Here is a 25,623-nt window from a genome sequence, read left to right as displayed (position 1 = left end):
CGTTCGCTTGCTTTCCATCCATTGCGTCAATGCAGAGACTCACTAAATCTGCATTGACGCTTTTTTGTCGTGCTGACTTCTCCGTTTTAACTCAATATCTATATCCAATGGATATGACGTTGTTTTGAAGAAGACGCATGAAGTAAACGGGGTATAGCCGAAGAGAATATTATCATTAAATTAACGTTTATAGCACTCTCTGACAGGGGCATATAAATTGCATTTTTATAACTGAATCAGGTGAGTTATGCCAATTATAATCCCGTCATTAACCCTGCGTTACAATGATACCTTTAGGTATAAGCTTTCTTTCGCCAGCGCTAATTCAAATGTTAAAAATTTTCTTTCAACGACATTAAGGGGTATTAAGAATGTCCACCCGGTCAATAGTACTGTACATAAAACCACGCAGAGGGGAGATTTGCCCGACCCTATCCATGCTCAACGTGAGGCGCGAAAAGCAGAATATGAAAAACAGTTTGAGAGCTTACAGCGCCTGAACGATAAGCTCAATGTGAGATATAAGTCGTTGGTGGAAAATTCGGCAAATATTAACCCTGGAAATATTCGTTCCGATGTTGTCAATGCCCGGCTTGGTTACCTGTTGCTCAAAGATGCTGCTAGCGAAAATTGTCGTCTCTATGGGGCGCTGTATCAAATGATTGCTGATGAAGAGGGGAAAATAGTTAATTCATCAGTCAATGAGCAGCAAGTAAAAGACATTAAGAATATCTGTATTTCGCGTAACGAAGAAATCATTCTGCAAAAAATTTTTATTGAGCGAAGACTGGCGATTGTTGACTATTGTTTGCGAGTTTTACGTTTGAATAAACAAGCAGAATGGGATATTGCGAAACCACGAACATTAGGCAAAAAGCCGTTGTCTGCCGATAATATGCTTTCAAAGAGCCTTGAGTATGCAGCACAAAAACCACATATGGGCAGCGATCGTGGCATCGATTCCCGTTCTGGTCTGTATCACGAGTTGCAGTTCAATAAATCGGGGACGTGCGTCTTGCATGCCAATAACCATTATCTTGCGGGCTGGTGCGCGAGAGACGGTAGGCCGTTTCTGCCCCTTACGCCACGACGCTTAGAAATATTGCTTTCAGCGGTTCAACACCGTAAGGGTACGGAGTTACGCGAACTGAAAGCCATGCAACATCAGCGGTTAAATGCAGGCGAGATCACCAGACGAACCGCAATATCGACATTAAGTCGCGGAGAAGCAACGGTACTATTAGATAAAAATTCTGTAGTCGATTATAAGAAAATTTTCGATTCAGGAAAAATTTTTAATTCTATTACTACAGGTTATCTCATCAGCGATAAAATAACGGATGCAATAAATCAACTTTATGGACTGCCTGGTCAAATTGATACTCCTTATCTACCCGTGCCGGTCTGGTATAACAATCTCGCTGATATAAAAACTCTGGAGAAAATGCAGGATGGTCTAATTTGTCGTTTCTATAGTAGAAAAAATGATATTTCACATGCGATATGTTTTAATAAAAAAGATGGAGTTTGGTATTTACAGGACTCCAATTTCCCTTATCCATTAAAATGTCGTCCTTGTGAGTTAATTGACCATATTTTAGGTATCAATGCTCCCGAATCAAGTTTACTTGTTAAAGATAAAAAGTTCTCATATCGTCAAGTCTACGCATTGAATAAGGACAGCGCAGTCAGTTTTCACCATTTTGAACCTAAGCAAGTTTCATATCCTAAATAAGATATCTACCTGACCAGCTGCGGCCTGCCCAGTGCGTCACTTTGACTGCGAAATCGCGGGAAAGTGACGCACGCAACCCTTTCGATCTGTAGCAGACAAATCCATTGCACCCGCTCATGACGGGATTCATTCAAGGCCTTCTCAGGCCCTTTCACTCATAAAGAGAACATGAATCGATACCGAAGGAGGATCAGGACGATCCGGGGGGAGACCGCGCAAGCGGGCGGGAAAGCTGTATCAGTTTGGGAATTATTGGCTTAAGGGTGATGAATGTGTGGCAATCAAAGATAAATCCATATTGAGTATTTGTATCAGGTGAACGCAACATAATCGCTGTTTATTCAACGAGCCAGTAATATTGTGCGATGAGTTTAGCGTCTTTCGTCTTCGCATCCAGTGATACAACGTATTCATCAGTAACAGAGCGTGCATGCTAACGCCTGGAAGATCTTCACTTCATAACGCATGATTTCGGTTACGTGGTTTTTTACCCGGGCGGTAATTTCCAGAAAGTCCTTGGGTTTGTCCGAAGGTTTGAGTTTGTGGAGTGTGGTATCGGTTAATGCCACAGGCGGTAGCTCCATTTTCTCAACGAACCGTGAGATTTCCGATTAAGCCCCAAAACTGTGGATGTAAAAAACCCGGCAATCCTTCTCAGGACGGCCGGGTATATAATGTCTTGCTTTTAAACGCTTCAGGACTCACAGGAATGCCCTGAAACTAAAATTTGGCTCCTCTGACTGGACTCGAACCAGTGACATACGGATTAACAGTCCGCCGTTCTACCGACTGAACTACAGAGGAATCGTGTGGGGGCTAATGTTAGCGGCGAAAAACTTTTTGTCAAACCGCATTTTACGCGCGGGCGTTCGTCTGGCGAAGCCGTCGCCGATTTGCCGGATTTACCAGCAAATTATGTGGAAAATACTTTGCAGGATTAGCATTTCTCACTCATCATTTGAAATGAAGTTTCACTTTCTCTTTAAGGTCCATTTTGAACGTCACTGCCGCTTTACGCCAGGCTGTCGCCCGTACGCCCTGGTACGCTAAACGAAAAAGTTACCGTGTGCTTTTCTGGCGTGAAATCACCCCGCTTGCCGTGCCTATCTTCCTCGAAAATACCTGTGTGCTGTTGATGGGGGTACTGAGTACCTTCCTCGTGAGCTGGCTGGGCAAAGAAGCGATGGCGGGAGTGGGCCTCGCCGACAGTTTTAACATGGTGGTGATGGCCTTTTTTGCCGCGGTCGATCTGGGTACCACGGTGGTGGTGGCTTTTAGCCTCGGTAAACGCGACCGGCGGCGGGCGCGTTCGGCGGCACGCCAATCGCTGGTGATCATGACGCTGTTCGCCATACTGCTGGCGGCGCTGATCCACTATTTTGGCGAGCAGATCATTAATGTGGTAGCGGGTGAAGCCACGGCGGAAGTGAAAGCGCTGGCGCTGACGTACCTCGAATTAACGGTGCTGAGTTATCCGGCGGCAGCCATCACGCTGATTGGCAGCGGTGCGCTGCGCGGGGCGGGCAATACCAAAATTCCGCTGTTGATCAACGGCGGCATGAACATCCTCAACATTATTATCAGCAGCATCCTGATCTATGGCCTGTTTTCCTGGCCGGGTATTGGCTTTGCCGGGGCCGGGCTGGGGCTGACTATTTCCCGCTACATCGGCGCACTGGCGATTATTTGGGTGCTGATGATCGGCTTTAATCCGGCGCTGCGCATCACGCTGAAAAGTTATTTTAAACCGCTTAACTTCGCCATTATCTGGGAAGTGATGGGCATCGGCATTCCCGCCAGTATCGAATCGGTACTGTTTAACAGCGGCAAATTATTGACGCAGATGTTTGTTGCTGGGATGGGCACCAACGTGATCGCCGGTAACTTTATTGCTTTCTCCGTGGCGGCGCTGATTAACCTGCCGGGGAACGCGCTGGGATCGGCCTCCACCATTATCACCGGTAAGCGGCTCGGGAAGGGGCAGATCGGCCAGGCGGAACGGCAGCTGCGGCACGTGTTCTGGCTGTCGACCATAGGCCTGACGATTATTGCCTGGGGCACTGCGCCTTTCGCCGGGCTGCTCGCCGCGTTTTATACGCCGGAGCAGGACGTGCAGGAGGTGGTGAAAATCCTGCTGTGGATGAACGCCGCTTTTATGCCGATCTGGGCGGCCTCCTGGGTATTACCCGCCGGGCAGAAGGGCGCGCGCGATGCCCGATTTGCCATGTGGGTGTCGATGCTCGGTATGTGGGGCTGTCGCGTGGTGGCCGGTTATACGCTGGGGATCGTGCTCGGTATGGGCGTGATCGGCGTCTGGCTGGGGATGTTCCTTGACTGGGCGGTGCGTGGGGCGCTGTTCTACTGGCGTATGGTCAGCGGTCGCTGGCTGGGGAAATACCCGCGCCCACTGCGTAATAAAGCGGAGTGATAGCCTGAATTTGCACTCTTTTTGTACGGGATGCGGAATAAATCGGCAATCGCGCACTTTTTTGAAATCAGGCTTTGACAAGCCTACAGTGCGCCGTTAATATTCGCCCCGTTCACACGATTCCTCTGTAGTTCAGTCGGTAGAACGGCGGACTGTTAATCCGTATGTCACTGGTTCGAGTCCAGTCAGAGGAGCCAAATTTAAGAAGCCCGCTTTTTAGCGGGCTTTTTGTTTTTCAGCGTTTAGCGGAACGGCGGCTCGTTAAAGGTACGCAGTTTACGCGAGTGCAGACGCTCACCTTCCGCCCGCAGCAGATCAATCGCCCGAATGCCAATCTGCAAATGCTCAGAAATCGCCCCTTCGTAGAAACGGTTCGCCTGGCCCGGCAGTTTGATCTCGCCATGCAGCGGTTTATCGGACACGCACAGCAGCGTACCGTACGGGACGCGGAAGCGATAACCCTGCGCCGCAATAGTCGCGCTTTCCATATCAATCGCCACCGCGCGGCTTAAGTTAAAGCGCAGCGCCGACGCCGAATAACGCAGCTCCCAGTTGCGGTCGTCGGTGGTGACCACCGTACCGGTACGCAGTCGCTGTTTTACTTCCTCGCCCGGCATCTCGCTGACCTGTTTAGTGGCGTCGTACAGCGCGCGCTGCACTTCGGCGATGCTCGGGATTGGAATATCCGGCGGCAGCACCGCATCCAGCACGTGATCGTCGCGCAGATAAGCATGTGCCAGCACGTAATCGCCAATCGACTGACTCTCACGCAGGCCGCCGCAGTGGCCGATCATCAGCCACACATCCGGGCGCAGTACCGCCAGATGATCGCAGATGGTTTTGGCGTTCGACGGGCCGACGCCGATATTGACCAGCGTGATCCCCTGACCATCAGCAGTGATCAGGTGCCAGGCCGGCATCTGGTGTTTTTTCCAGGCCAGATCGGAAGTCGCCTCCTCCGGCGCTTCGGTTTCAGCGGTGATCCAGATACCGCCCGCGCAGGAGAGCGCCACGTACGGGCTGTCCGGGTCGAGGATCTGGCTGCAACCCCAGCGCACGAACTCATCCACATAACGCGTGTAGTTAGTGAACAGCACGAACGGCTGGAAATGCTCGACCGGCGTGCCAGTGTAGTGGCGCAGTCGTGCCAGTGAAAAGTCCACGCGACGGGCATCAAAGTGCGACAGCGGCGAGAATTCCGCCGGATGATAAATGCCGTCTGCGGTTTCATCGCCGATCTGCGAAAGCTCGGTGGTCGGGAAGTGGCGGGTGAGGCCCGCGCTCATCGAGCGATCCAGCGTCAGCGCTGAACCATCAATCACATACGGATAAGGGATCTCATGCTGAGAGGGACCGACCTCAATGCGTGCGCCGTAATCCTGATACAGCATGGTGAGCTGCTCCAGCAGATAGGCGCGGAACAGCGCCGGGCGCGTGATGGTGGTGCTGTAGCTGCCAGGATGGGTAAAGCGTGCATAGGCGCGGGTTTTCTGCGCATTCGGCGCGTCGCCGTCCCAGTGCACCGACAGCTGCGGGTAAACAAATTTGCCCTGCGCACGGGCGAGCGTGTCGGGAAGGGTGCCCTGATCGATGTACAGCGCAATCGCCTCGCGCAAATCACTGACCGCCTGGTCATACAGCGCTTCGAGCTGGTCGAGGGCCTGTTCCGGGGTAAGGCTCGCCTTGTTATCCATGTTCATCTCCTTGTTTCTCTCATGTGCTGCCATACCGATAGTATGTCACAGGATTGTGAAACAAAAGGGTGGGGATAAGGCTGAAAAGCAGCGAAACGGCAACGGGAAGTTATTCGCGCGGTCAGTTTGACAGGGTAAACCGATCGTTTTACTTTTAATGGATGGACACAAAAAACAAACTCATTTCTGCCGCAGGATCCCTGTTTAGCCGGCATGGTTTTAATGCCACCGGGATGGATCGGCTCACGCAGGCGGCGGGCATGTCGAGCCGCACGCTCTATAAACATGCCGGCAGCAAAACGGCGTTGATCGTCCGGGTGCTGGAGGAGAGGGATCAACGCTTCTTCGCACAGATGGAGGAGCAGAGCATTAAAGCGCTGTTCGACGCGCTGGACGACTGGCTGCGCGAAGAGGGCTGCCTGGGCTGTCTGTTTCTGCGGGCTTACGGCGAAACCGGCGGTGACAATCCGCAGATCGCGGCGGTGACCCGCGCCCATAAAGAAAAGACCTGGCAAACCATCCGCCAACTGGTGGCGCGTGAAATCGGCCATGAAGATGACCGGCTGGCGGAGCAGATCCTGATCCTCTTTGAGGGCGCAACGGCGGCCGCCATTTATCGCGGGGTGGGCACCGTGGCGACGGCGCGCGACACGGCAGCAATGCTGCTGGCGGGGGCAAAAGCATGAGTAAAAACGCCTGGCTTATTGCCACCGGCTTCAGTCTGATCGCCGTCTGCTATGGCTTCGCCCGTTTCGCCTTCGGGCTGTTTCTGCCGCGCATCGACGCGGATCTCTCCCTTTCCCCGACGCTGAGCGGCCTGATTTCCGGCGGCTCGTTTCTGGGTTACTGCTTAACCATCGTGCTGGCAGCTGTTCTGACCGAGCGCATCGGCCCTCGCGCGGTGGCGCTCACCGCCGCGCTGGTGGCGGCACTGGGCATGACCGGCATCGCGCTGGCATCCTCGCCGCTGTGGCTGGCGGCTGCCGTGATGCTCGCCGGAGCCAGTACGGGCCTGGTGTCGCCGCCGCTGGCGGCTGCGGTATTGGCAGCGGTGCAGCCGGATCGTCAGGGCGCGGCAAACACCATCATTAATGCCGGAACCGGCGCAGGCGTGGTGCTCTCAGGCCCCGTGGCGCTGGCGATGGGCGGTCAATGGCGGCTGGCGTTTGCGCTCTTTGCCGCGCTGGCGTTTGCAATGGCGATTGCCGCCGCGCGTTTTGTGCCGCACCGTTCCCCTGCGGCCAGCAACAGCGCGGGCGGTCTGCCGACGATCAGCGCATCACTGAAACGGCTGATCGTCGCCTCACTGTTAATGGGCGCGGGCAGCACGGCGATCTGGTCCTTCGGCAGTCAGCTGGTCGCGCTGCGGCTGGAGTGGCGCGATACCGGCGCGGGCGTGCTGTGGATGGTGACCGGTGCAGCGGGCATTGCCGGTGCGGCAGCGGGGACGCTGGTGGCGCGCTTTGGTATGGATCTCATGCACCGGCTGTTTTTGCTGGCGATGGCGGCGGGTATGCTGCTGATCGGCTTTGAGAGCACCACGCCCATGCTGACGCTTATCGGCGGGGCGCTGTTCGGCGCGGCCTATATTACGATCTCCGGTATCTATCTGGTGTGGGGCGTTTCAGCGCTGCCGGAACGTCCGGCGACGGGGCTGATGATCTGCTTTCTGACGCTGGCGGTGGGGCAGACTGCCGGATCGCCGCTGTTCGGACTGATCATGGATCGTCTGTCGGCGGGTTATGCCGTGGCGATGTTTGCCGCGCTGACGCTCTGCGCCGGGTTCAGCGGCACGGTGCCACTTCAGTCCACCTGGCGAAAGCGTTTTCGCAAAGCCTGAGACGAGACGCCCGGCACCAGCGACACCAGGGTTAACCCGCGGCGCAGCTGCACGCGGGCGCAGAGTTCCGCCAGCGCGTCGGCGTCAAGGCTGATGATCAGCACCTCCACCTCATCCACCAGCGCCTGCGGATCGTCCAGCGTCCAGCAGGGAAATTCCTGCGACAGCCGTTGCACTCGCTCGCCGCTGGCGGGGGAGAGAAACACCTGCGCGTCCGGTGTCGTCCGAAACAGATCCCTGACCAGCACGTCGGTCAGCGCATCCACGCCGAGAATTCCTGTCCTTTTCATCTTTCCCCCCCGCCACCGTTACAAATGTGACTACATTATCAAATGGTCACTTGCTGTCAATCGGCATCTGATAGCCGCGTTAAACTTCTTATACCGCCCTTTGTGACCATTGACAAATTTGGTCACTCGCTTAAGAATGCCGCTATTGTTCCGTTCATTAGATCAGGTATCCCATGTTCAGGCTTAAACCTGCCACCCTTGTTGTTTGTTTCCTGCCGCTGGCCCTCGCGGCCTGCGGTGACACCCCCGGCACCGACGATCCGCGCACCCAGCCCCCGCTGGTGCGGGCGGCGACGGTGATCAGCGCCAGCGGATCGTCTCGCGTTTTTACCGGCGTAGTGATCGCCCGTGTACAGAGCGATTTGGGTTTCCGGGTGCAGGGCAAGATCCTGGAACGGCTGGTGGATACCGGCCAGACGGTGAAACGCGGTCAGCCGCTGATGCGCCTCGATCCCGTTGACCTGAGTCTGGCAGCCCAGGCGCAGCAACAGGCCGTGTCTGCGGCCCGCGCCCGTGCGCGACAAGCCGCTGCCGATGAAGCCCGCTATCGCAGCCTGGTGAAAACCGGCGCGGTGTCGGTGTCGGCCTACGATCAAATTAAAGCTGCCGCCGACACCGCCCGCGCCAATCTGAGTGCTGCCCAGGCGCAGGCAAATGTGGCGCAGAACACCACCGGTTACGCCGTGCTGCTGGCGGATGCCGACGGTGTGGTGATGGAAACCCTCGCCGAACCCGGCCAGGTGGTGAGCGCCGGACAGCCGGTGGTCAGACTCGCCCGGGCCGGGCAGCGGGAGGCGGCCGTGCAACTGCCGGAAACGTTGCGACCGGCCATCGGCAGCGCGGCGCAGGCCAGCCTCTATGCCAGCAGTCATCCGCCGGTGCCCGCCACGCTGCGGCTGCTCTCGGATGCGGCCGATCCGGTCACCCGCACCTTTGAAGCCCGCTACGTGCTGCAAGGCGCGCTGGCCGCCGCACCGCTCGGCTCCACCGTGACGCTGCACATTGCCGAAGGCGAAGGCCGGGATGCGCTGATGCAGGTGCCGCTGGCGGCGATTTACGATGCCGGAAAAGGGCCGGGCGTCTGGCAGATTGCCGGTAAGCCCGCCACTGTGCGCTGGAAACCGGTACAGGTGCGGGGGCTGGGGGATGACGCGGCACAGATCACCGGTAGCCTGACGGCAGGCGAGCAGGTGGTAGCCCTCGGCGTGCATCTGCTGCATGAAGGCCAAACCGTGCGCATCGCGGCGGGCGCTGCCGGGAGCCAGAAATGAGTCAGGGAAAGTTTAACCTGTCGGCGCTGGCGGTGCGCGAGCGCTCCATCACGCTGTTCCTGATCCTGCTTATCACCGTGGCGGGCGTGCTGTCGTTTTTTCAACTGGGACGCGCGGAAGATCCGCCGTTTACCGTGAAGCAAATGACGATCATTACCGCCTGGCCGGGCGCGACCGCCCAGGAAATGCAGGACCAGGTGGCCGAACCGCTGGAAAAACGCCTCCAGGAGCTGAAATGGTATGACCGCGCCGAGACGTTCACTCGTCCGGGAATGGCTTTTACCACGCTCTCTTTACAGGACAGTACACCGCCTTCGCAGGTGCAGGAGGAGTTTTACCAGGCACGCAAAAAGCTCGGCGACGACGCTAAAAACCTGCCCACGGGCGTTATTGGCCCGATGGTCAACGATGAATTCTCCGACGTGACCTTTGCGCTGTTCGCGCTGAAGGCGAAAGGGGAGCCGCAGCGCCTGCTGGTGCGCGACGCCGAATCCCTGCGCCAGCGGCTGCTGCACGTGCCAGGCGTCAAGAAGGTCAATATTATTGGCGAGCAGGCAGAGCGGATCTTCGTCTCTTTCTCCCATGACCGCCTCGCCACGCTGGGCATTTCGCCGCAGGCGATTTTCGCGGCGCTGAATAACCAGAACGTCCTGACGCCTGCGGGATCCATTGATACTAACGGGCCGCAGATCAACATCCGCCTTGATGGCGCGTTCGACACGTTGCAGAAGATCCGCGACACGCCGCTGGTGGCGCAGGGCCGCACGCTGAAGCTGTCGGATGTGGCAACGGTGGAGCGGGGCTATGAAGATCCGGCGACCTTTATGGTGCGCAATCAGCGCGAACCGGCATTGCTGCTGGGCGTGGTGATGCGTGAAGGCTGGAACGGCCTCGATCTGGGTAAAGCGCTGGATGCCGAAACCGCCAGCATCAACGCTGAAATGCCGCTGGGGATGACGCTGAGCAAGGTGACCGATCAGTCGGTGAACATCAGCTCTGCCGTTGACGAGTTCATGATCAAATTCTTCGTCGCGCTGCTGGTGGTGATGGTGGTGTGCTTCGTCAGCATGGGCTGGCGCGTGGGCGTGGTGGTGGCCGCCGCCGTGCCGCTGACGCTGGCGATTGTCTTTGTGGTGATGGAAGCTTCTGGTAAAAACTTCGATCGCATCACGCTGGGATCGCTGATCCTCGCGCTGGGGCTGCTGGTGGATGACGCCATTATTGCCATCGAAATGATGGTGGTAAAAATGGAAGAGGGCTATGACCGCGTAAAAGCCTCGGCCTATGCCTGGAGCCATACCGCTGCGCCGATGCTGGCCGGGACGCTGGTAACCGCCGTGGGCTTTATGCCGAACGGTTTTGCCCAGTCCACCGCCGGGGAGTACACCAGCAACATGTTCTGGATCGTCGGCATTGCGCTGATCGCCTCCTGGGTAGTGGCGGTGGTATTTACGCCGTATCTCGGCGTGAAAATGCTGCCGGCGATCAAAACCGTGGCGGGCGGTCATGCCGCTATCTACAACACCCCCCATTACAACCGTTTCCGCCGCGTTCTGACCCGCGTCATTGCCCGTAAATGGGTGGTCGCCGGTGCAGTGATTGCCATCTTTACCGTGGCGATCCTCGGGATGGGGCTGGTGAAAAAACAGTTCTTCCCGACCTCCGACCGCCCTGAAGTGCTGGTGGAAGTGCAGCTGCCCTATGGCACCGCCATTGAGCAGACCAGCGCCACCACCGCCAAAATTGAAGCCTGGCTGCAACAACAGCCGGAAGCAAAAATTGTCACCTCGTACATCGGCCAGGGGTCGCCGCGCTTTTATCTGGCGATGGCCCCGGAGCTGCCCGATCCGTCGTTTGCCAAAATCGTGGTGCTCACCGACAGCCAGGAAGCGCGCGAGGCGCTGAAGTTCCGTCTGCGCGACGCGGTAGCGGCCGGACTGGCTCCGGAAGCGCGTGTGCGCGTCACGCAACTGGTATTCGGCCCGTACTCACCTTATCCGGTGGCGTACCGTGTGGTTGGCCCAGACGCCGCCATACTGCGCGACATCGCCGGGCGGGTGGAGAAAGTGATGCAGGCCAGCCCGATGATGCGCACCGTCAATACCGACTGGGGCCAGCGCGTGCCGACGCTGCATTTCACCCTGAAACAGGATCGCCTGCAGGCGGTAGGGCTGACGTCGAACGCCGTCGCGCAGCAGTTACAGTTCCTGCTCTCCGGCGTGCCGATCACCAGCGTGCGGGAAGACATTCGCTCGGTGCAGGTGACGGGCCGCGCAGCGGGGGATATTCGCCTCGATCCGGCTAAAATCGCCGGTTTTACGCTGGTGGGCGCAGACGGGCAGCGCATTCCGCTGTCGCAGATTGGTGAGGTGACGGTGCAGATGGAAGATCCGCTGCTGCGCCGCCGCGACCGGATGCCAACCCTGACCGTGCGGGGCGACATCGCTGAACATCTGCAACCGCCGGATGTTTCCACCGCCATCCTTAAATCCTTGCAGCCGATCATCGACACGCTGCCACCGGGCTACCGCATCGAGCAGGCGGGTTCCATTGAAGAGTCCGGCAAGGCCACTAAAGCGATGGCGCCGCTGTTCCCGATCATGATCGCCATGACGCTGCTGATCATCATCCTCCAGGTGCGCTCAATGTCGGCGATGGTGATGGTGTTCCTCACCGCTCCGCTGGGACTGATCGGCGTGGTGCCGACCTTGCTGCTGTTCAACCAGCCGTTTGGTATTAACGCGCTGGTAGGGTTGATTGCGCTCTCCGGTATTCTGATGCGTAACACCCTGATTTTAATCGGGCAGATCCACCACAACGAACAGGAAGGGCTGGCGCCGTTCCATGCGGTGGTGGAAGCCACGGTGCAGCGCGCCCGACCGGTACTGCTGACGGCGATGGCCGCGATCCTGGCGTTCATCCCCCTGACGCACTCGGTGTTCTGGGGGACGCTGGCCTACACCCTGATCGGCGGCACCTTTGGCGGAACCATCATTACGCTGGTGTTCCTGCCCGCCATGTACGCCATCTGGTTCAAAATCCGCCCGGATCTCACCCCTGACACAACGAGTCGATGAACCATGATAAACAAGACAACGGTTTCACCTGCGGCAACCGCCGACGCGCGCCCGCTGACCGGGAAAATTATCACCCTGCTGGCGGGGCTGTCCGCCATCAGCGTGCTGTCGACGAACATTATTTTGCCCGCGTTCCCGGAGATCGGCGCGCAACTGGGCGTATCGGCCCGCGAGCTGGGGCTGACGCTCTCCAGCTTCTTTATCACCTTTGCGCTGGCGCAGCTGGTAGTGGGGCCGCTGGCGGATCGCTACGGACGTATGAAGCTGGTGCTGGGCGGGCTGGCGGTGTTTATCGTCGGCACAGTGGTGGCGGGGCTTGCCGGGACCTTCGCCATGCTGATTGCCGGGCGGGTGATCCAGGCGCTGGGCGTCTGCGCCGCCGCCGTGCTGGCGCGGGCCATCGCCCGCGATCTGTTTGCAGGGGAAACCTTAGCACGGGCGCTCTCCCTGACGATGATCGCCACCGCCGCAGCTCCTGGATTTTCCCCGCTGGCGGGCAGCATACTGGCGACCACGCTCGGCTGGCGGGCGATATTCATCATGGTGGGGCTGGCGGCGTTTGCCGTTGCGGTGTTTTACGCCCGCACGCTTGGTGAAACGCATCCCGCTGAACGACGCGCGCCGCACTCGGTGTCGGCGGTGCTGGTGGCCTACGGCAGACTGCTGGCAAACCGCACCTTCATCCTGCCTGCGCTGGCGGTAAGCCTGGTAATGAGCGGCCTGTTTGCATCGTTCGCCGCCGCGCCTGCCATCCTGATGAGCGGCATCGGGCTGTCGTCGCTTCAGGCGGGGCTGTATTTTGCGTCCACGGTGTTTGTGATGTTTGCCGCCGGGATGGCCGCGCCGCGACTGGCGCATCATTTCGGCGCGCACGCCGTTGCCTGCGCGGGGATTGTCATTGCGTTGCTCGGCGGCGGTCTGTTGTTAGCAGGCCCGCCATCACCGGGGTTGGTCTGGTACAGCCTGTCGATGGTGATTTTTCTGTGGGGCATGGGGCTGGCAAACCCGCTCGGCACCGCCATCACCATGGGGCCATTCGGTAAACAGGCCGGGCTGGCCTCCACGATGCTGGGTTTTCTGACCATGGGGGCGGCGGCACTGACGACATGGCTCAGCGCGATACTGCCGTTTCCGGCTGTGGTGGCGCTGGGCGGGATTCAGGTGATAGCGTGCGCGGTGGCGCTGGTGGCGATGTGGGTGCGGGGGTGAACGTTCGTTTTGTTCCAGGGGCGCGAGGATTACACGCACTACGCTTTCGGTATTAAAAGCGAAGATTTCAATGGATTTGCCGAAAAGCTGAAACGGGCTGGCGTCACGGAATGAAAAACCACCAAGAGCGCAGGCCGATCTTTCTATTTGAAGGTTATTGATGAGGTAGTGGGGTAATGGTGCAGGTGCTGTGTCTGATGGGGCGCAGCGCCTGGTTAATCACCGGAGCATTAAAGGCGGTACGCCCGCGTTGTGTCAGACGTTGCTGACTTATCTGAACAAGATTATCCAGGCAGGTCAGTGGCTTGACCGTTTTAAGGGTTTTTACACTTCCATAAAAGGCAGACGTCTGCGCGCCCTTGTCGCCTGGCGGATACAGGCTTTAGCCATGGCGGCACCTATTTCAGCGCAGGCGGTGAGCCCCTGAATAAAGGGCTGATCGTGCATCAGATAGGGCAGCGCACCAAAGGCGATACGCCCCCGGGCCTCGGCGGGATCCAGTAAGGTATAATCATCCCCGACGTCCGGAATATCATCCCCGGCGGCCTCAAGCTGCTGGCGGAGTGTCGGGAACGGCAGATCTTTCGTTTTGAGGGCTTGCTGACCACGCGCATCAATAAAAACATCATAGGTGTGGACGTCATTGCCAACCGTCACTGAGGTCTGCCTGCCTTTTACTTCTGTGGTGTAGTCAGGTCCCAGCGCCTGTATTGTGACCAGGCCTGCTTCACGCAGGGCCAGCAGGCGGAGAATGGACTGAGAGGGGATAGCGGCGTAATTATCCACAAATACTCTGGCCAGTGTGGTGTGAAACCTTTCACGATCCTCATCATTGAGGTGCTGAACGGTGTCCTGTACGGCTTCGTGCAGACGTAAAATGGCATAGCGCCAGTGTACGGTGCGTTTGTCTCGTTTATTGCGTTCAACTTCCTCAAGATTCGCTCTGGCCCAGCGGAAAGGATCATTCGCGTGTCGGCTGGCGAACCATGCCTCACAGAAATCGTCCACCTTCATCCCCTTCAGACCTGTGTTTTTACTCCACTGCGGATCGGCAAGGGTGATTTCGTCAACCATCAGGTTAAAAACGCGATCCAGCAGGCCCTCAGGACCGGCATTTATCTCGGCGGTTATTGCGGCAGGCGTGGCCACACGTAGCGGTTCATAAGGAATAGGGCAGTAAAAGTCGGCTTCCGGCAAAATGCCGGAGCGGGACATCAGCGTCACGTTTAATGCTTCACTGCCCGGATACAGCCTGAACCGGAGAGCGTGATTATCTTCTTCAATGAATTCGCCATGCTGGGCAACGACGGCCATCGTGGCGTCAATAGCACTCAGGGAGGTCCCAAGGATGCCAACTTTGCATGCCGGTATTTTGGCTTCCATGAGTCCGGACCATGGACTCGGGAAATAGGTCTGTTTTGATGGGGTTTCATCCGGCCAGACATGCCCGGTGGCGATGACAGCGAGGTCGAAGCTGACCGGGTTAAAATGCCCCTCGATCTGTAGCAAAACGCCTTCCTGCGTGGCCTTAATATCGGTAACCCGGGAGGAGACGTTTACCTCAATCTGAAAGCCCGTTTTTCGAGCTTCCGTAACCAGTCGCTGAAACTGATCGCGAAAATATTCCCCCAGCAGCATGCGGGGCAAAAATTGCCGGATATGCAGGGAGTCAGTGTCCACCCCATAGCGCGCCAGATGCGCTACGCTCTGCTGGCGGAGCCAGTCAATATACGTCTCGAACAGCGGCGGGATCTCAATACTGGCAATGTTAGCCAGCATCATTTTGGAATTGCTGTCACTGCAATAGGGCATACCCACGCCGGCCGCGCTGCCCTGTTCATAGACAGAGATGGCTGCCGGTTCGCTGTTTTTCAGAAGTGAATATAAGGTGTAGATCCCTGTAGGACCGGAGCCAATGATGGCTATTTTTTTCATTACTGCCACTCACGATTGATTAAGAATGACCGCTTCGCTGAACCATGTCAGATCTCATCAGACGCTGAGTGCTGGTGATTATCGGCACGAAACTACGACTGGTTTCCATATAGACGTAAAAACACTCTAGTTCATCACAGACGAACCGGCCAGATCACGCTTTCAGTTACGGCCTTTCACCGTGCAACCTGCCGCAACGTGCAATGGCAGCCGTGTAAGCAGGGAGAGGGGGGCGGCTATGGCATTCAGAAAGATTGCCCGATTTACAGCACCTCAACCACGTCGAATTCTTCAGCGATCAATTCCATCTCTTCAGAAAAGTGCCCTTCGCGGGTGAAAAACCGCTGATGCTCTTTCTGCCAGTATTCAAGGCTTAAATCGCCTTCGCCTTCTTTGCGGGCCAACGCTTCAGTCACATCACAAAAACGCACCAGCCGCATCGAAATCAGCCGGGTCACGCAGACCGGGATATTCTGACCATCAAGAATAATGTTATAGCTCCCAATGCGCGGGGCAGAGGCTTCCTGTTGATAGGAGGCAAAAGAGCCGCAGGACGCCGTTTTGATCCCTTTTTTAATCAGGTCCGCAAGCTCAGTGGCCAGCGCCGGGCTGTCACCCATCTGCCAGGCCTCTGCGCCTGGATACTTTCGTTTTACATCTTCGATTGCAGCCATAAAAAGTCCTTCTCAATGATGAATAATGCAAAGGGCGAGAATTATCCCCTGTTAAGAAAATCTTGCTGCACCAGCATAACTCACCGCTTATATCACACGTTTTAACACTCTGTTAATAAACCCTCTTCTATACTCATTGCGTTGAGCGATCGATGCCGCTGTTTTCCCGCTTCGTTGATTTATAAGTAATTTCGCTGCGTGACTACCCGCCGCATCCGCCCGCAAGACCTTTTTTATTGGCTCGTTTTTCTAAGGAGATTTCCTGGTATGTTGCATTCTCAACCCTCGCGCCCCGGCACGTTACTGCTGCTGGTGGCTGCCGTAATCGGCTTTGTAGTGGCGTTATACGCCTGGTACACGCCGCTTACCGGTGTCACCGGCACCATTGGCGCGCTTGGCGTGGCTATCGACAGCATTGTGCTGGCGCTGCTGACCTTTGCTTTACGTGGCGCAACTCGCCGCGGTATGCGCATTTTTCTGGTGATTATTACGCTGGTGATGCTGGTCGGTATTGGCTTTGCGGCGGCGCTGCTGCACCAGTACATCATTACTGCCGCCATGGTCGTCGGGCTTATCGGTCTGATTATGCTAAGCCGCCGTTCTGTTCATCACCACCATCGCGTCAATGTCTGAGGGATCGCCCGTGTATAACGATAAACACTATCCATTAATGAAAATCAGCATGACGGCGCTGGCGCTGCTGGTCGCGCCGCTCTCGCTCCAGGCGCAGGATAAAGCAGCTGAAGCCTCGATGGGCACTCAGGAAAAAGTGAATGTGGATGCGGCGGATCAGCAGGATGCGGGAACCACCAAAACCACTGATGAAGCCTCAACCGGTCAGCGCGACGGACAAAACGTCGCGGCGGCCAGCACGACGGCGACCTCGCTGGTGCCGACTGGCGCGACCTGGGACAGCTTCCACGGTCAGCTTAACGCCCAGAAATACAGCCCGCTGAAACAGATCACCGCTGAAAACGTCAGTAAATTAAAAAAAGTGTGGGAGTTTCATACCGGCGATGTGTCAGACGGTAAAGGGGATACGCCGGCCACCGTGTGGTCTGCAACGCCGATTTTTGCCAACGAGACGCTGTACATCGGGACGCCGTTTGATCGCCTGATTGCGCTCGATCCCGGCACCGGTAAAGAGAAGTGGCACTACGATACAAAATCCTCGCGTAAAGCACTGACCCAGCCGGTACTGAAAAACCGTGGCGTCTCTTACTGGCAGGCGAAAAACCCGGTAGCCGGGCAGGCGTGTCAGAAGATCGTTTATATGGGTAACGTGGATGGCAAACTCTTTGCGAACGATGCCGATTCCGGTAAACCGTGCACCGATTTTGCGGAAAATGGCGTGCTGGATATTAATCAGTGGAACACGGTAAACGCCAAATATCCGCTGTCGATCCTGCAACCGCCGACGGTCGTTGGCAATCATCTGTTAGTGGGCTGGGCCGGTAAAGACTGGGCCTATGCGGAGGCGCCTCCGGGCAGCGTGTTCGCGATTAATGCCCAGACCGGTAAGCTGGAATGGACCTTCGAAGCGATCCCGGAAGCGGTGCGTAAACGTACCGGTACCGCGAACGTCTGGACGCATATGTCTGCCGATGAAGCGAATGGTCTGGTCTATCTGCCGGTTTCCTCGCCATCGCCGAACTACTGGGGCGGTAACCGCGTCGATCCTATTCCGCTCGGCACCTCTACCACGGCGCTGGATATCAATACCGGTAAAGTGGTCTGGTCCCGTCAGTGGGTGCACCATGATGTCTGGGATTACGACATTAACTCTGCGCCGACGCTGATGGATATTACCGTTGATGGCAAAAAGATCCCGGCGCTGATCCAGGCGACCAAGCAGGGCTTCTTGTTCGTGGTAAACCGTCTGACGGGCGAGGATGTCTGGCCGATTGAAGAGCGTCCGGTGCCGCAGGGCGACGGATCGGTGCAGGGCGAAGTGCTTTCGCCAACGCAACCCTTCCCGACCAAACCTGCGCCATTGCTGGATCAGTCGAAAAAGCCGGAAATCTGGAAACTGGCGGATATGGTCGGTGCCGGTCAGTGTTCGCGCCTGTGGGATAATCTGACCTACGAGGGCATGTACACGCCGCCAACCACCAAAGGTGAGGGCGCGTTGACCTATCCGGACAGTGCCGGTGGCGTTCAGTGGGGCGGCGTGGCGTTCGATCCAGAAAAACAGATCGCCATCGTTAACACCTCCCACATTGTGCAGTACGTGAAGCTCTACAGCCGCGAAGATTACGACAAGGCGGATAAGGATTCCGGCAACGAAAGCGGGTTTGCACCGCAGGAAGGCGCGCCTTATGGTCTGCGTCTGATGGTGGCGAATAACTGGCTGGGTATGCCGTGCTGGCAGCCGCCGTTCGGTGAGATCGTGGCGCTGGATATGCATACGGGTGATGTGAAATGGCGTCGTCCGGTTGGCGCATCTCAGCAGTATGGCTTCTTTATGCCTGAAAGCTGGGGCTCCCCGACCATCGGCGGCCCGGCTGTGACGGCGGGTGGGGTGATCTTCATCGGCGCATCAATGGATGCGAAAGTGCGTGCCTACTCGGTGGATACCGGCGAAGAGCTGTGGGCCGATCAGGTTGAAGCCCCTGCGGTGGCTAACCCGTCGGTCTATGAGTATAAAGGCCGTCAGTATGTGGCGTTTGTCGCCGGTGGTAATACCATCCTGAAGGATCAGGTAGGTGACCAGGTGGTGGTGTACGCGCTGCCTGAATAATCGTTCATACCGAATGTAAAATAGCGTGGGGCCTGATGGCCCCACTTTTTTTGGCGTTTACTTAAACAGTTTCTGCACAAACTCGGCATAGGCCGGACGCCAGACGTCCATCTCATGACCTAAGCCGGGATAGTTTTTATACTCAAAGGTGATGCCTTTTGCCTCCAGCTCTTGTTTCAGCCCGGCAATATCGTTGCCGGTGACAGCGTCTTTTTCGCCGACCACGACGGTGAAGTGATGCAGTTGCTTGTTGACCTCCTGCGGCTTGTTGAGCTGCGCGGTAATACCCGCATCCGGCACGGTGGCGGTAGTAACGCCGCTGAAGGTACCCAGCCAGCCGAAGTTATCGAGGTGGTTCATACCGGAAAACAGTGCCTGGAAGCCCCCCTGCGATAAGCCCGCCAGCGCGCGACCGCTGGCATCTTTGCGTACGTTAAAGCGCGTGTCCACCAGCGGAATAATATCCTGCATCAGCTCGCGGTCAGCCGCTTTGGCATTGAGCGGATAGAAGGTTTTGCGGCGATCTTTGGGCGGGAAGTTCTCCGGGATCGCCCCGGCAATATCCGTTTCGGTATCCGGCACCACCACCAGCATCGGCTTGATTTTGCCTTCCGCCAGCAGGTTATCCATGATTTGCGGCAGACGCCCCTGATCGATGGCGGAAAGCCCGGTATCGCCAAAGCCATGATAGAAGTAGAGCACCGGCAGCGGTTCGCCCTGGCCGTTATAACCCGGCGGCGTCCAGACATACACCCGGCGCTCTGATCCCAGCGGTTTCGAGTGGTATGTCACGGTGAGCAGATCGCCATGCGGCACGGCGCGGTCATCGAGAATACTGCCCGGTACGAGGATCAGGCTGGTATTCACCTGGCGCTGGGGTTTCGGGAAGCGGCTTCCCGTATCAATCGACCGGAAACCGTCCACATCAAAATAGTATTCGTACAGATTCGGGGTCAGCACGTCACTTTTCCATGAACAGATGCCGCGTTCATCTTTGCTCATATCATGGGAGACAAGGCTGTCCGGGCTGGAGCCGGTGACCACCGATACGCGCTTTGCGTCCGGAGCGAACAGACGGAAGGTGATGCTTTTATCGGCGTTGACCTGGGTCACGTATTGGCTGACCGGCAGGGATTGATCCGGCGTGGTCGGGAAGGGCGCAGCAATAACCGGTGCCGCCGCGCCGCCAAGAAGTGCCGTGATGGCAAGTGCCAGGGCGATGTTCTTTTTCATAGTCAGTCCTTCGTTGTGGTGTGGTTCATAGCCGTAATTCTGGTCGCTATTTTGCGAGTAAGCCTCACAATTCAGCCATTTGCCTAAAAATGCAACACGATTTTCAGGCAAAAGACCTACATGCTGGAAAGCGTGATCCCCGCACTCAAAAAAAAGAAACGATGGTGCTAATTTTACAAAACACTAAATCATAAGATGAAAAAGGATAAAAAAATGTCTCCTCGTACTCTTCCTCTGTGGGCTGCCGCTGCGATGGCAGGCATATTACCGCTTCACGCCGCCCAGGCTGCAAGTGCGGTTAACTTCCCCGATAAGGTGTGTAATGTCACCGAATACGGCGCAGAAGGTCATCGGTTACAGATTGCGCTCAATACCGGGGCGATCCAGAAAGCCATTGATGACTGCGCGGCCGCCGGGGGCGGAACCGTATTGATACCCAAGGGTAATTTTTTAACCAATCCGCTGTTTCTGAAAGATAATATTCAGCTGAAGCTTGCGAAAGATGCCACGCTGGTGGCGTCAACGGAAATTGCCGCCTATCGGGCTGATGATAAGACGAAATATGCCGAAGCTGAGAATGGCTGGCTGCCATTCATTAGTATTGCCGATGCGCAAAACGTGGCAATTGTCGGAGAAGGCACTATCGATGGTCAGGGGGCGGTGTGGTGGGAGCGCTGGCGGGAAAATATCCGCGCAACGGGTAAAAAGGGCGGCACTGATCGACCACGGCTGATTTATATTACGCGGTCGAATAACGTGCTGATCGACGGCGTGACGCTCACCCATTCGCCCAGCTTCCATGTGGTGACCCGTTATGCACACGATGTTGATATTAATGGCACGCGCATCCTTTCACCCTGGCACGCGCCTAATACGGATGCGATTGATCCTATCGACAGTCAGAATATCCGGATCACCAATAATTATATCGACTGCAACGATGACCACATCGCTATTAAAGCAGAAAAAGCGGATCCGCGTTTCCCGGATGGCGTAGTGGAGAATATCTATATCGCCAATAACACCCTGAAACAGGGACGCGGCATTTCCATCGGCAGCGAAAGCGCGGGCGGCGTGAATAATGTACTGGTGGAAAATAACACCTTTGAAGGATCAATGTATGGTATCCGGATTAAAAGCCCGCGCGGCAAGGGCGGCGAGGTCAAAAATATTATTTATCGCAATACGAAAATGCATAACGTCGAGGTGCCGCTGGTCTTCTCTGCTTATTATAAAGCTGCACCTATTGTCGAAGCTGAAGTCGAGAAGTTGCTAGAGGCGGGCGGCTTTACGCTGGGTGAGCAGATCTATCCACCGGACAGCGATCCGAAACAGCCCTTCGATAAGTACAAAACGCCGCATTTCAGCAATATCACCGTCGAAAATTTACGCTCTACTGGTGACAGTAAAGCGGCCGCCTTTATTATTGGTACGCCGGAAGCACCACTGAGTGGATTCCATTTTAGCAATGTTAATATCGAAGCGGCGCAGGGGCTACGTATTCGTCATGCCGAGCTGGAAACCAAAGGACTTAATCTGGTGGTGAAGGAAGGGCCAGCGATTAAAAAAGATGCGGGGGCGATTGTTCGAGAATAACGGATATTGTTTCGCAACTGCGCCAGGGTCAAACCGGCCTTGTGCGCAGTCTGCCAGGCAGATAAAAGCGCTACCTGATGAGCCTGCGTCCTCGGGCGACCACTTTTTGAAATTCATCGCACTCGGTTTGCGTCTGTGCCGTACAGCGGGCGACATGTTTCAGGCCCTGGCTTAGCTGTTGCAGTCGGGTAATGGTTTCATCAATTTCTGCGCCGCGTTGAAGTAGCGTGTCACGGTTGAGGGCGACGTGGCCCTGGGGAGTTAACATCGTGCGCATCTGTTCGAGGGTAAATCCAGCGGTCTGCCCGAGTGCGATCAGTTGTAGCGTCTTGAGCACATTTTGATGGTACTGCCGCCGCAGGCCGTTACGCCCCAACGGCTTAATTAATCCTTTCTTTTCATAAAATCGCAGCGTTGAGGGCAGAATCTCCGACAGGCTGAACACCACTGCTACGCCATTATTTTTACGTGTCAGAGATTTTTCCCCGGCGAAAAACTGGTGATGTAGAAAACCGCCTGGTATCGCGGCTCACTTCCGATGCCATGGTTGTCGGAAAGCTTTTTTCTCGCCAATGCTGATACGCTGATGGCCCGTACCGACACGTGAAGCGACAGTGCCGGAAAGCTGTTTCATTTTGGCGGCGGTAACGTCACGCAAAGTTACGGCACTATTATTTCTATTGCCGGGAAATTTGGGATCCGTGCAGAGCATATCCCGGCACTGATTGGCTTAGCCGACGTGGTGGAATACAGAATGGGGCGGTGTCGTCAATGTGAGTTCACCGGAACGTTACGTTCGGTCTGTGCTGAAAACATAATTAAATAATTTTTTCAGTATGGAAACCAACGCTGTTATTACCGATTTGAATTTATATTTTTTGGATGAATGTGTTTATAGCTGAAAATCAGTTATTGAAATCATGGTAATGCCTGGTGTTTTTGATATTTTTACGGCGAATGAATGATGATGTATTCATCACGCCAAGATATTATCAATTGTACGAAAAAGGACTTTGTTTCAAAGGGGAGCTGTAACCAAATAATTTATATAAAATTCAGATTCCGGTGTATCTGAACTTTTGTGAAAGGGGAATGGCTGAATGATATTTTACGGTGTTTGCTCCACTCTCTACTATTGCTGATTGCAGAGCATAGTTCAGAAAGTCATCAGGCAGTTATGGAATGAGCAGGGGTAATAAGTGTAAAAATTAATCATTCCAGTAAAAATGGCTATTTGAGGAATTCACGTTCTGGTTTTTCATTAACGTGACACCTAATAAAAATTCAATGATTACAGTTAGTTATCGTTTTTGAGGCGTTCAATCATATCTTTTTTGTACTGCATTGATATAGATCAACAAAAAATCACATATGTAACATTCAACTACCAAGAGAGCTAATCATGGTTAATGTCCCAATAAATGACTTCATACGTAGTTAACACCTCTTCTTTGATCTCAATGCATAGTGGTGCATTTTTTTACAGCTCAGCAGAAAATTCTTAAGAATTTTCTAATAACAGATCTTTGATCTGTAAAGTTGATCTATGTGAGCAATATGTTCTATCATCATTTTGTAAAGATACCCTGTGGTAACTACCACTCCTGTCCAACTAAGGGAATGATATGGCAGACTCCAGCTTCCAGAATGAAGTGCCAAAAGCACGCGTCAATATCCAGCTTGACCTGCATACAGGTTCAGCCCAGAAGAAAGTCGAGTTACCTTTAAAACTCCTCGCGGTGGGAGATTTTAGTAACGGCAAAGAAATTCTCCCGCTTTCTGAACGTAGTAAGTTGAATATTTCCAAAAACAACTTTAATAGCGTTTTATCTGAGTTTAATCCAGAAGTCAGCATTGCCGTTACCAACACCCTCAGAGGCGATGGTTCTGAAGAAAAGATCAAACTTAGCTTTTCTGAAATGAAAGATTTCGAGCCTGAAGCAGTAGCAAAGCAAATACCGCAACTCCGGGCCATGTTAGCTATGCGTAATCTCCTTCGGGACCTCAAATCAAATCTCCTTGATAACGCCGAGTTCCGTAGATCCCTTGAAGCCATTCTGAAAGACCCGGCGCTGAGCGAAGAATTAAGACAAGAATTGAATGCCCTTGCACCTGCCGAATAACAGCAGAAAGTTTTTTTAATGGATTAAGAGAGGATGCTGATGTCTGTGAATACTGAAACACTATCGGTGCAGGGGAACACCACTGTACATGAGAATAACCCAAGCGGTGTGTATGCCTCGCTGTTTGAGAAAATTAATCTGAATCCAGTTTCTCGCCTGGGTAACCTTACTGAATATCAGGACGACAGCGTCATGGCCGATGCCTCGGCAGATGAGCGCGTGACCGCAGCTATTCAGGTTTTCATGCAGGTCATTTCAAAATCAGGCCAAAAAGTTGAGAAACTGGATAAATCATTGCTCGATTCGCATATCGCAGAGCTTGATTATCAAATCAGTCGCCAGCTCGATGAAGTGATGCACCACGAAGAATTTCAACGTGTAGAGTCACTCTGGCGCGGACTTAAGCACACCGTTGACCGCACAGATTTCCGCCAGAATGTGAAAATAGAAATACTTGATGTCTCTAAAGACGATCTACGTCAGGATTTTGAAGACGCGCCGGAAATTATCCAGAGTGGTCTCTATCACCATACCTACTCGATGGAATACGACCAACCAGGCGGAGAGCCTATCGCCGCTATCATTTCGTCGTTTGAATTTGATTCTTCCGCTCAGGATGTCGCATTGCTGCGCAATATATCAAAAGTCTCAGCTGCCGCACATATGCCGTTTATTGGTTCTGTAGGACCGAAATTCTTCCATAAATCCAGCATGGAAGAAGTCGCCGCCATCAAAGACATCGGTAACTATTTTGACAGGGCTGAATATATCAAATGGAAAGCGTTCCGTGACTCCGAGGACTCTCGTTACATCGGTTTGACAATGCCGCGTGTACTGGGACGTTTACCTTATGGTCCGGATACCGTACCAGTGCGCAGCTTCAACTACGTTGAGGAAGTGAAGGGGCCTGACCACGAGAAATATTTATGGACGAATGCGTCGTTTGCCTTCGCCGCCAATATGGTGAAAAGTTTCATCAATAACGGCTGGTGTGTACAAATTCGTGGTCCGCAGGCTGGTGGTGCGGTTCAGGATCTACCTATCCATCTTTACGACCTCGGTACAGGTAATCAGGTAAAAATCCCGTCCGAAGTGATGATACCTGAAACCCGTGAATTCGAATTTTCGAATCTGGGCTTCATTCCTCTAAGTTATTATAAAAACAGAGATTATTCTTGTTTCTTTAGTGCTAACTCTGCTCAGAAACCTGCGTTGTACGACACTGCGGATGCGACCGCCAATAGCCGCATCAATGCCCGTCTCCCATACATCTTCCTGCTGTCACGTATCGCGCACTACCTGAAGCTCATCCAGCGTGAAAATATTGGTACCACTAAGGACCGCCGCCTGCTGGAACTGGAGCTCAATACCTGGGTGAAAGGACTGGTAACTGAAATGACCGATCCAGGCGATGACCTCCAGGCCTCTCACCCGCTTCGCGATGCCAAAGTCATCGTTGAAGATATTGAGGACAATCCGGGTTTCTTCCGCGTGAAACTCTTTGCAGTGCCTCATTTCCAGGTCGAGGGCATGGACGTCAATCTGTCACTGGTATCGCAGATGCCTAAAGCAAAAGCATAAGGCGGTCGCAGGGATGAAAATTTATCGTCCACTGTGGAACGAGGGGGCTTTATTGTCCCCTCAGCAGTTCCAGCAGCAGGCAGAATGGGAGTCTTTTCGCAGTGCCGGTGCATCAGCGCTGGCATGCCCATTCCCATGGGGTGTGGAAAAGATTGAGTTTAATGAAACTCTTCTTTCGTCAGGCCTGATCCAGATTA

The 25,623-nt window shown here is 54.9% G+C and carries 19 protein-coding genes and 2 tRNA genes; 14 read left to right on the top strand and 7 right to left on the bottom strand.

Translation table 11 applies throughout. From position 1 onward, the window contains the following. Positions 1 to 247 precede the first annotated feature (247 nt). Entirely contained in the window at positions 248 to 1,735 is a 1,488-nt protein-coding gene (locus KW828_RS12845) for a hypothetical protein (RefSeq protein WP_218336714.1), read from the top strand. Between the two features lie 728 nt (positions 1,736 to 2,463). Here the strand turns inward: KW828_RS12845 and KW828_RS12840 are convergent. After that, positions 2,464 to 2,539, bottom strand: a tRNA-Asn gene (locus KW828_RS12840). 187 nt (positions 2,540 to 2,726) lie between these two features. Between KW828_RS12840 and KW828_RS12835 the strand changes: the two genes are divergently transcribed. Together KW828_RS12835 and KW828_RS12830 are read left to right on the top strand one after the other, a co-directional pair. Then, positions 2,727 to 4,163 (top strand): EmmdR/YeeO family multidrug/toxin efflux MATE transporter, encoded by a 1,437-nt coding sequence (locus KW828_RS12835; RefSeq protein ID WP_218336836.1) that lies wholly within the window; start codon positions 2,727 to 2,729, stop codon positions 4,161 to 4,163. Positions 4,164 to 4,284: 121 nt separating this feature from the next. Next, positions 4,285 to 4,360: transfer RNA gene (locus KW828_RS12830), tRNA-Asn, on the top strand. Between the two features lie 45 nt (positions 4,361 to 4,405). On the opposite strand, the gene KW828_RS12825 is transcribed toward KW828_RS12830, so the two are convergent. Further along, positions 4,406 to 5,857: an AMP nucleosidase gene (locus tag KW828_RS12825; protein WP_218336713.1), complete on the bottom strand. Its 1,452-nt coding sequence runs from the start codon at positions 5,855 to 5,857 to the stop codon at positions 4,406 to 4,408. 161 nt (positions 5,858 to 6,018) lie between these two features. Here KW828_RS12825 and KW828_RS12820 point away from each other — a divergent pair, with 161 nt between their 5' ends. Both KW828_RS12820 and KW828_RS12815 read left to right on the top strand, forming a co-directional pair. Continuing rightward, positions 6,019 to 6,543: a TetR/AcrR family transcriptional regulator gene (locus tag KW828_RS12820; RefSeq protein WP_218336712.1), complete on the top strand. Its 525-nt coding sequence runs from the start codon at positions 6,019 to 6,021 to the stop codon at positions 6,541 to 6,543. Further along, positions 6,540 to 7,697 (top strand): MFS transporter, encoded by a 1,158-nt coding sequence (locus KW828_RS12815; RefSeq protein ID WP_218336711.1) that lies wholly within the window; start codon positions 6,540 to 6,542, stop codon positions 7,695 to 7,697. Before KW828_RS12820 ends, KW828_RS12815 begins: the two co-directional genes overlap by 4 nt. Here the strand turns inward: KW828_RS12815 and KW828_RS12810 are convergent. Beyond that, positions 7,661 to 7,987, bottom strand: coding sequence for a hypothetical protein (locus KW828_RS12810; RefSeq protein WP_218336710.1), 327 nt, complete (start codon positions 7,985 to 7,987; stop codon positions 7,661 to 7,663). The genes KW828_RS12815 and KW828_RS12810 overlap by 37 nt on opposite strands. Positions 7,988 to 8,160: 173 nt before the next feature. Between KW828_RS12810 and KW828_RS12805 the strand changes: the two genes are divergently transcribed. From KW828_RS12805 to KW828_RS12795, 3 genes are read left to right on the top strand one after another with little or no spacing between them, the layout of a single operon-like run. Continuing rightward, positions 8,161 to 9,258 (top strand): efflux RND transporter periplasmic adaptor subunit, encoded by a 1,098-nt coding sequence (locus KW828_RS12805; protein WP_218336709.1) that lies wholly within the window; start codon positions 8,161 to 8,163, stop codon positions 9,256 to 9,258. Continuing rightward, positions 9,255 to 12,335: an efflux RND transporter permease subunit gene (locus KW828_RS12800; RefSeq protein ID WP_218336708.1), complete on the top strand. Its 3,081-nt coding sequence runs from the start codon at positions 9,255 to 9,257 to the stop codon at positions 12,333 to 12,335. The genes KW828_RS12805 and KW828_RS12800 overlap by 4 nt, the downstream gene beginning before the upstream one ends. A 3-nt stretch (positions 12,336 to 12,338) precedes the next feature. Then, positions 12,339 to 13,544, top strand: a complete 1,206-nt coding sequence (locus KW828_RS12795) for a Bcr/CflA family efflux MFS transporter (RefSeq protein ID WP_218336707.1) — start codon at positions 12,339 to 12,341, stop codon at positions 13,542 to 13,544. Positions 13,545 to 13,868: 324 nt separating this feature from the next. On the opposite strand, the gene KW828_RS12790 is transcribed toward KW828_RS12795, so the two are convergent. Beyond that, positions 13,869 to 15,479 (bottom strand): FAD-NAD(P)-binding protein, encoded by a 1,611-nt coding sequence (locus KW828_RS12790; protein ID WP_218336706.1) that lies wholly within the window; start codon positions 15,477 to 15,479, stop codon positions 13,869 to 13,871. A 263-nt stretch (positions 15,480 to 15,742) separates the two neighbouring features. Next, positions 15,743 to 16,153: an ASCH domain-containing protein gene (locus KW828_RS12785; RefSeq protein ID WP_218336705.1), complete on the bottom strand. Its 411-nt coding sequence runs from the start codon at positions 16,151 to 16,153 to the stop codon at positions 15,743 to 15,745. A gap of 267 nt (positions 16,154 to 16,420) precedes the next feature. Between KW828_RS12785 and KW828_RS12780 the strand changes: the two genes are divergently transcribed. After that, a complete protein-coding gene (locus tag KW828_RS12780; RefSeq protein WP_218336704.1) occupies positions 16,421 to 16,786 on the top strand; it encodes a hypothetical protein in 366 nt (121 codons plus the stop codon). A 10-nt stretch (positions 16,787 to 16,796) separates the two neighbouring features. Beyond that, the gene (locus KW828_RS12775; RefSeq protein ID WP_218336703.1) at positions 16,797 to 18,893 is read left to right on the top strand and encodes a pyrroloquinoline quinone-dependent dehydrogenase; all 2,097 of its coding nucleotides are present in this window, start codon (positions 16,797 to 16,799) and stop codon (positions 18,891 to 18,893) included. Positions 18,894 to 18,950: 57 nt separating this feature from the next. Here the strand turns inward: KW828_RS12775 and KW828_RS12770 are convergent, their stop codons facing one another. Further along, positions 18,951 to 20,126 (bottom strand): esterase, encoded by a 1,176-nt coding sequence (locus KW828_RS12770; protein ID WP_218336702.1) that lies wholly within the window; start codon positions 20,124 to 20,126, stop codon positions 18,951 to 18,953. A gap of 213 nt (positions 20,127 to 20,339) precedes the next feature. Between KW828_RS12770 and KW828_RS12765 the strand changes: the two genes are divergently transcribed. Beyond that, entirely contained in the window at positions 20,340 to 21,722 is a 1,383-nt protein-coding gene (locus tag KW828_RS12765; protein WP_218336701.1) for a glycoside hydrolase family 28 protein, read from the top strand. A gap of 70 nt (positions 21,723 to 21,792) precedes the next feature. Here the strand turns inward: KW828_RS12765 and KW828_RS12760 are convergent, their stop codons facing one another. Next, positions 21,793 to 22,170: a MerR family DNA-binding protein gene (locus KW828_RS12760; protein WP_218336700.1), complete on the bottom strand. Its 378-nt coding sequence runs from the start codon at positions 22,168 to 22,170 to the stop codon at positions 21,793 to 21,795. Positions 22,171 to 23,347: 1,177 nt separating this feature from the next. Between KW828_RS12760 and tssB the strand changes: the two genes are divergently transcribed. From tssB to tssK, 3 genes are all read left to right on the top strand, one after another. Beyond that, positions 23,348 to 23,845, top strand: a complete 498-nt coding sequence (gene tssB, locus KW828_RS12755) for a type VI secretion system contractile sheath small subunit (RefSeq protein WP_218336699.1) — start codon at positions 23,348 to 23,350, stop codon at positions 23,843 to 23,845. A gap of 33 nt (positions 23,846 to 23,878) precedes the next feature. Then, positions 23,879 to 25,426 carry a type VI secretion system contractile sheath large subunit gene (tssC, locus tag KW828_RS12750; protein WP_218336698.1) on the top strand — a complete coding sequence of 516 codons (1,548 nt, stop codon included), beginning with the start codon at positions 23,879 to 23,881 and terminating at the stop codon, positions 25,424 to 25,426. Positions 25,427 to 25,439: 13 nt separating this feature from the next. Further along, positions 25,440 to 25,623 (top strand): type VI secretion system baseplate subunit TssK (gene tssK, locus KW828_RS12745; protein WP_218336697.1); only part of this gene is annotated, 184 nt, incomplete at its 3' end.

Origin of the sequence: Enterobacter sp. ENT03, from assembly GCF_019218745.1 — a bacterium.
Taxonomy (GTDB): Bacteria; Pseudomonadota; Gammaproteobacteria; order Enterobacterales; family Enterobacteriaceae; genus Enterobacter_D.
The sequence above is the reverse complement of the archived record's forward strand: the minus strand, read 5'-3'. Positions and strand labels throughout refer to the sequence as shown.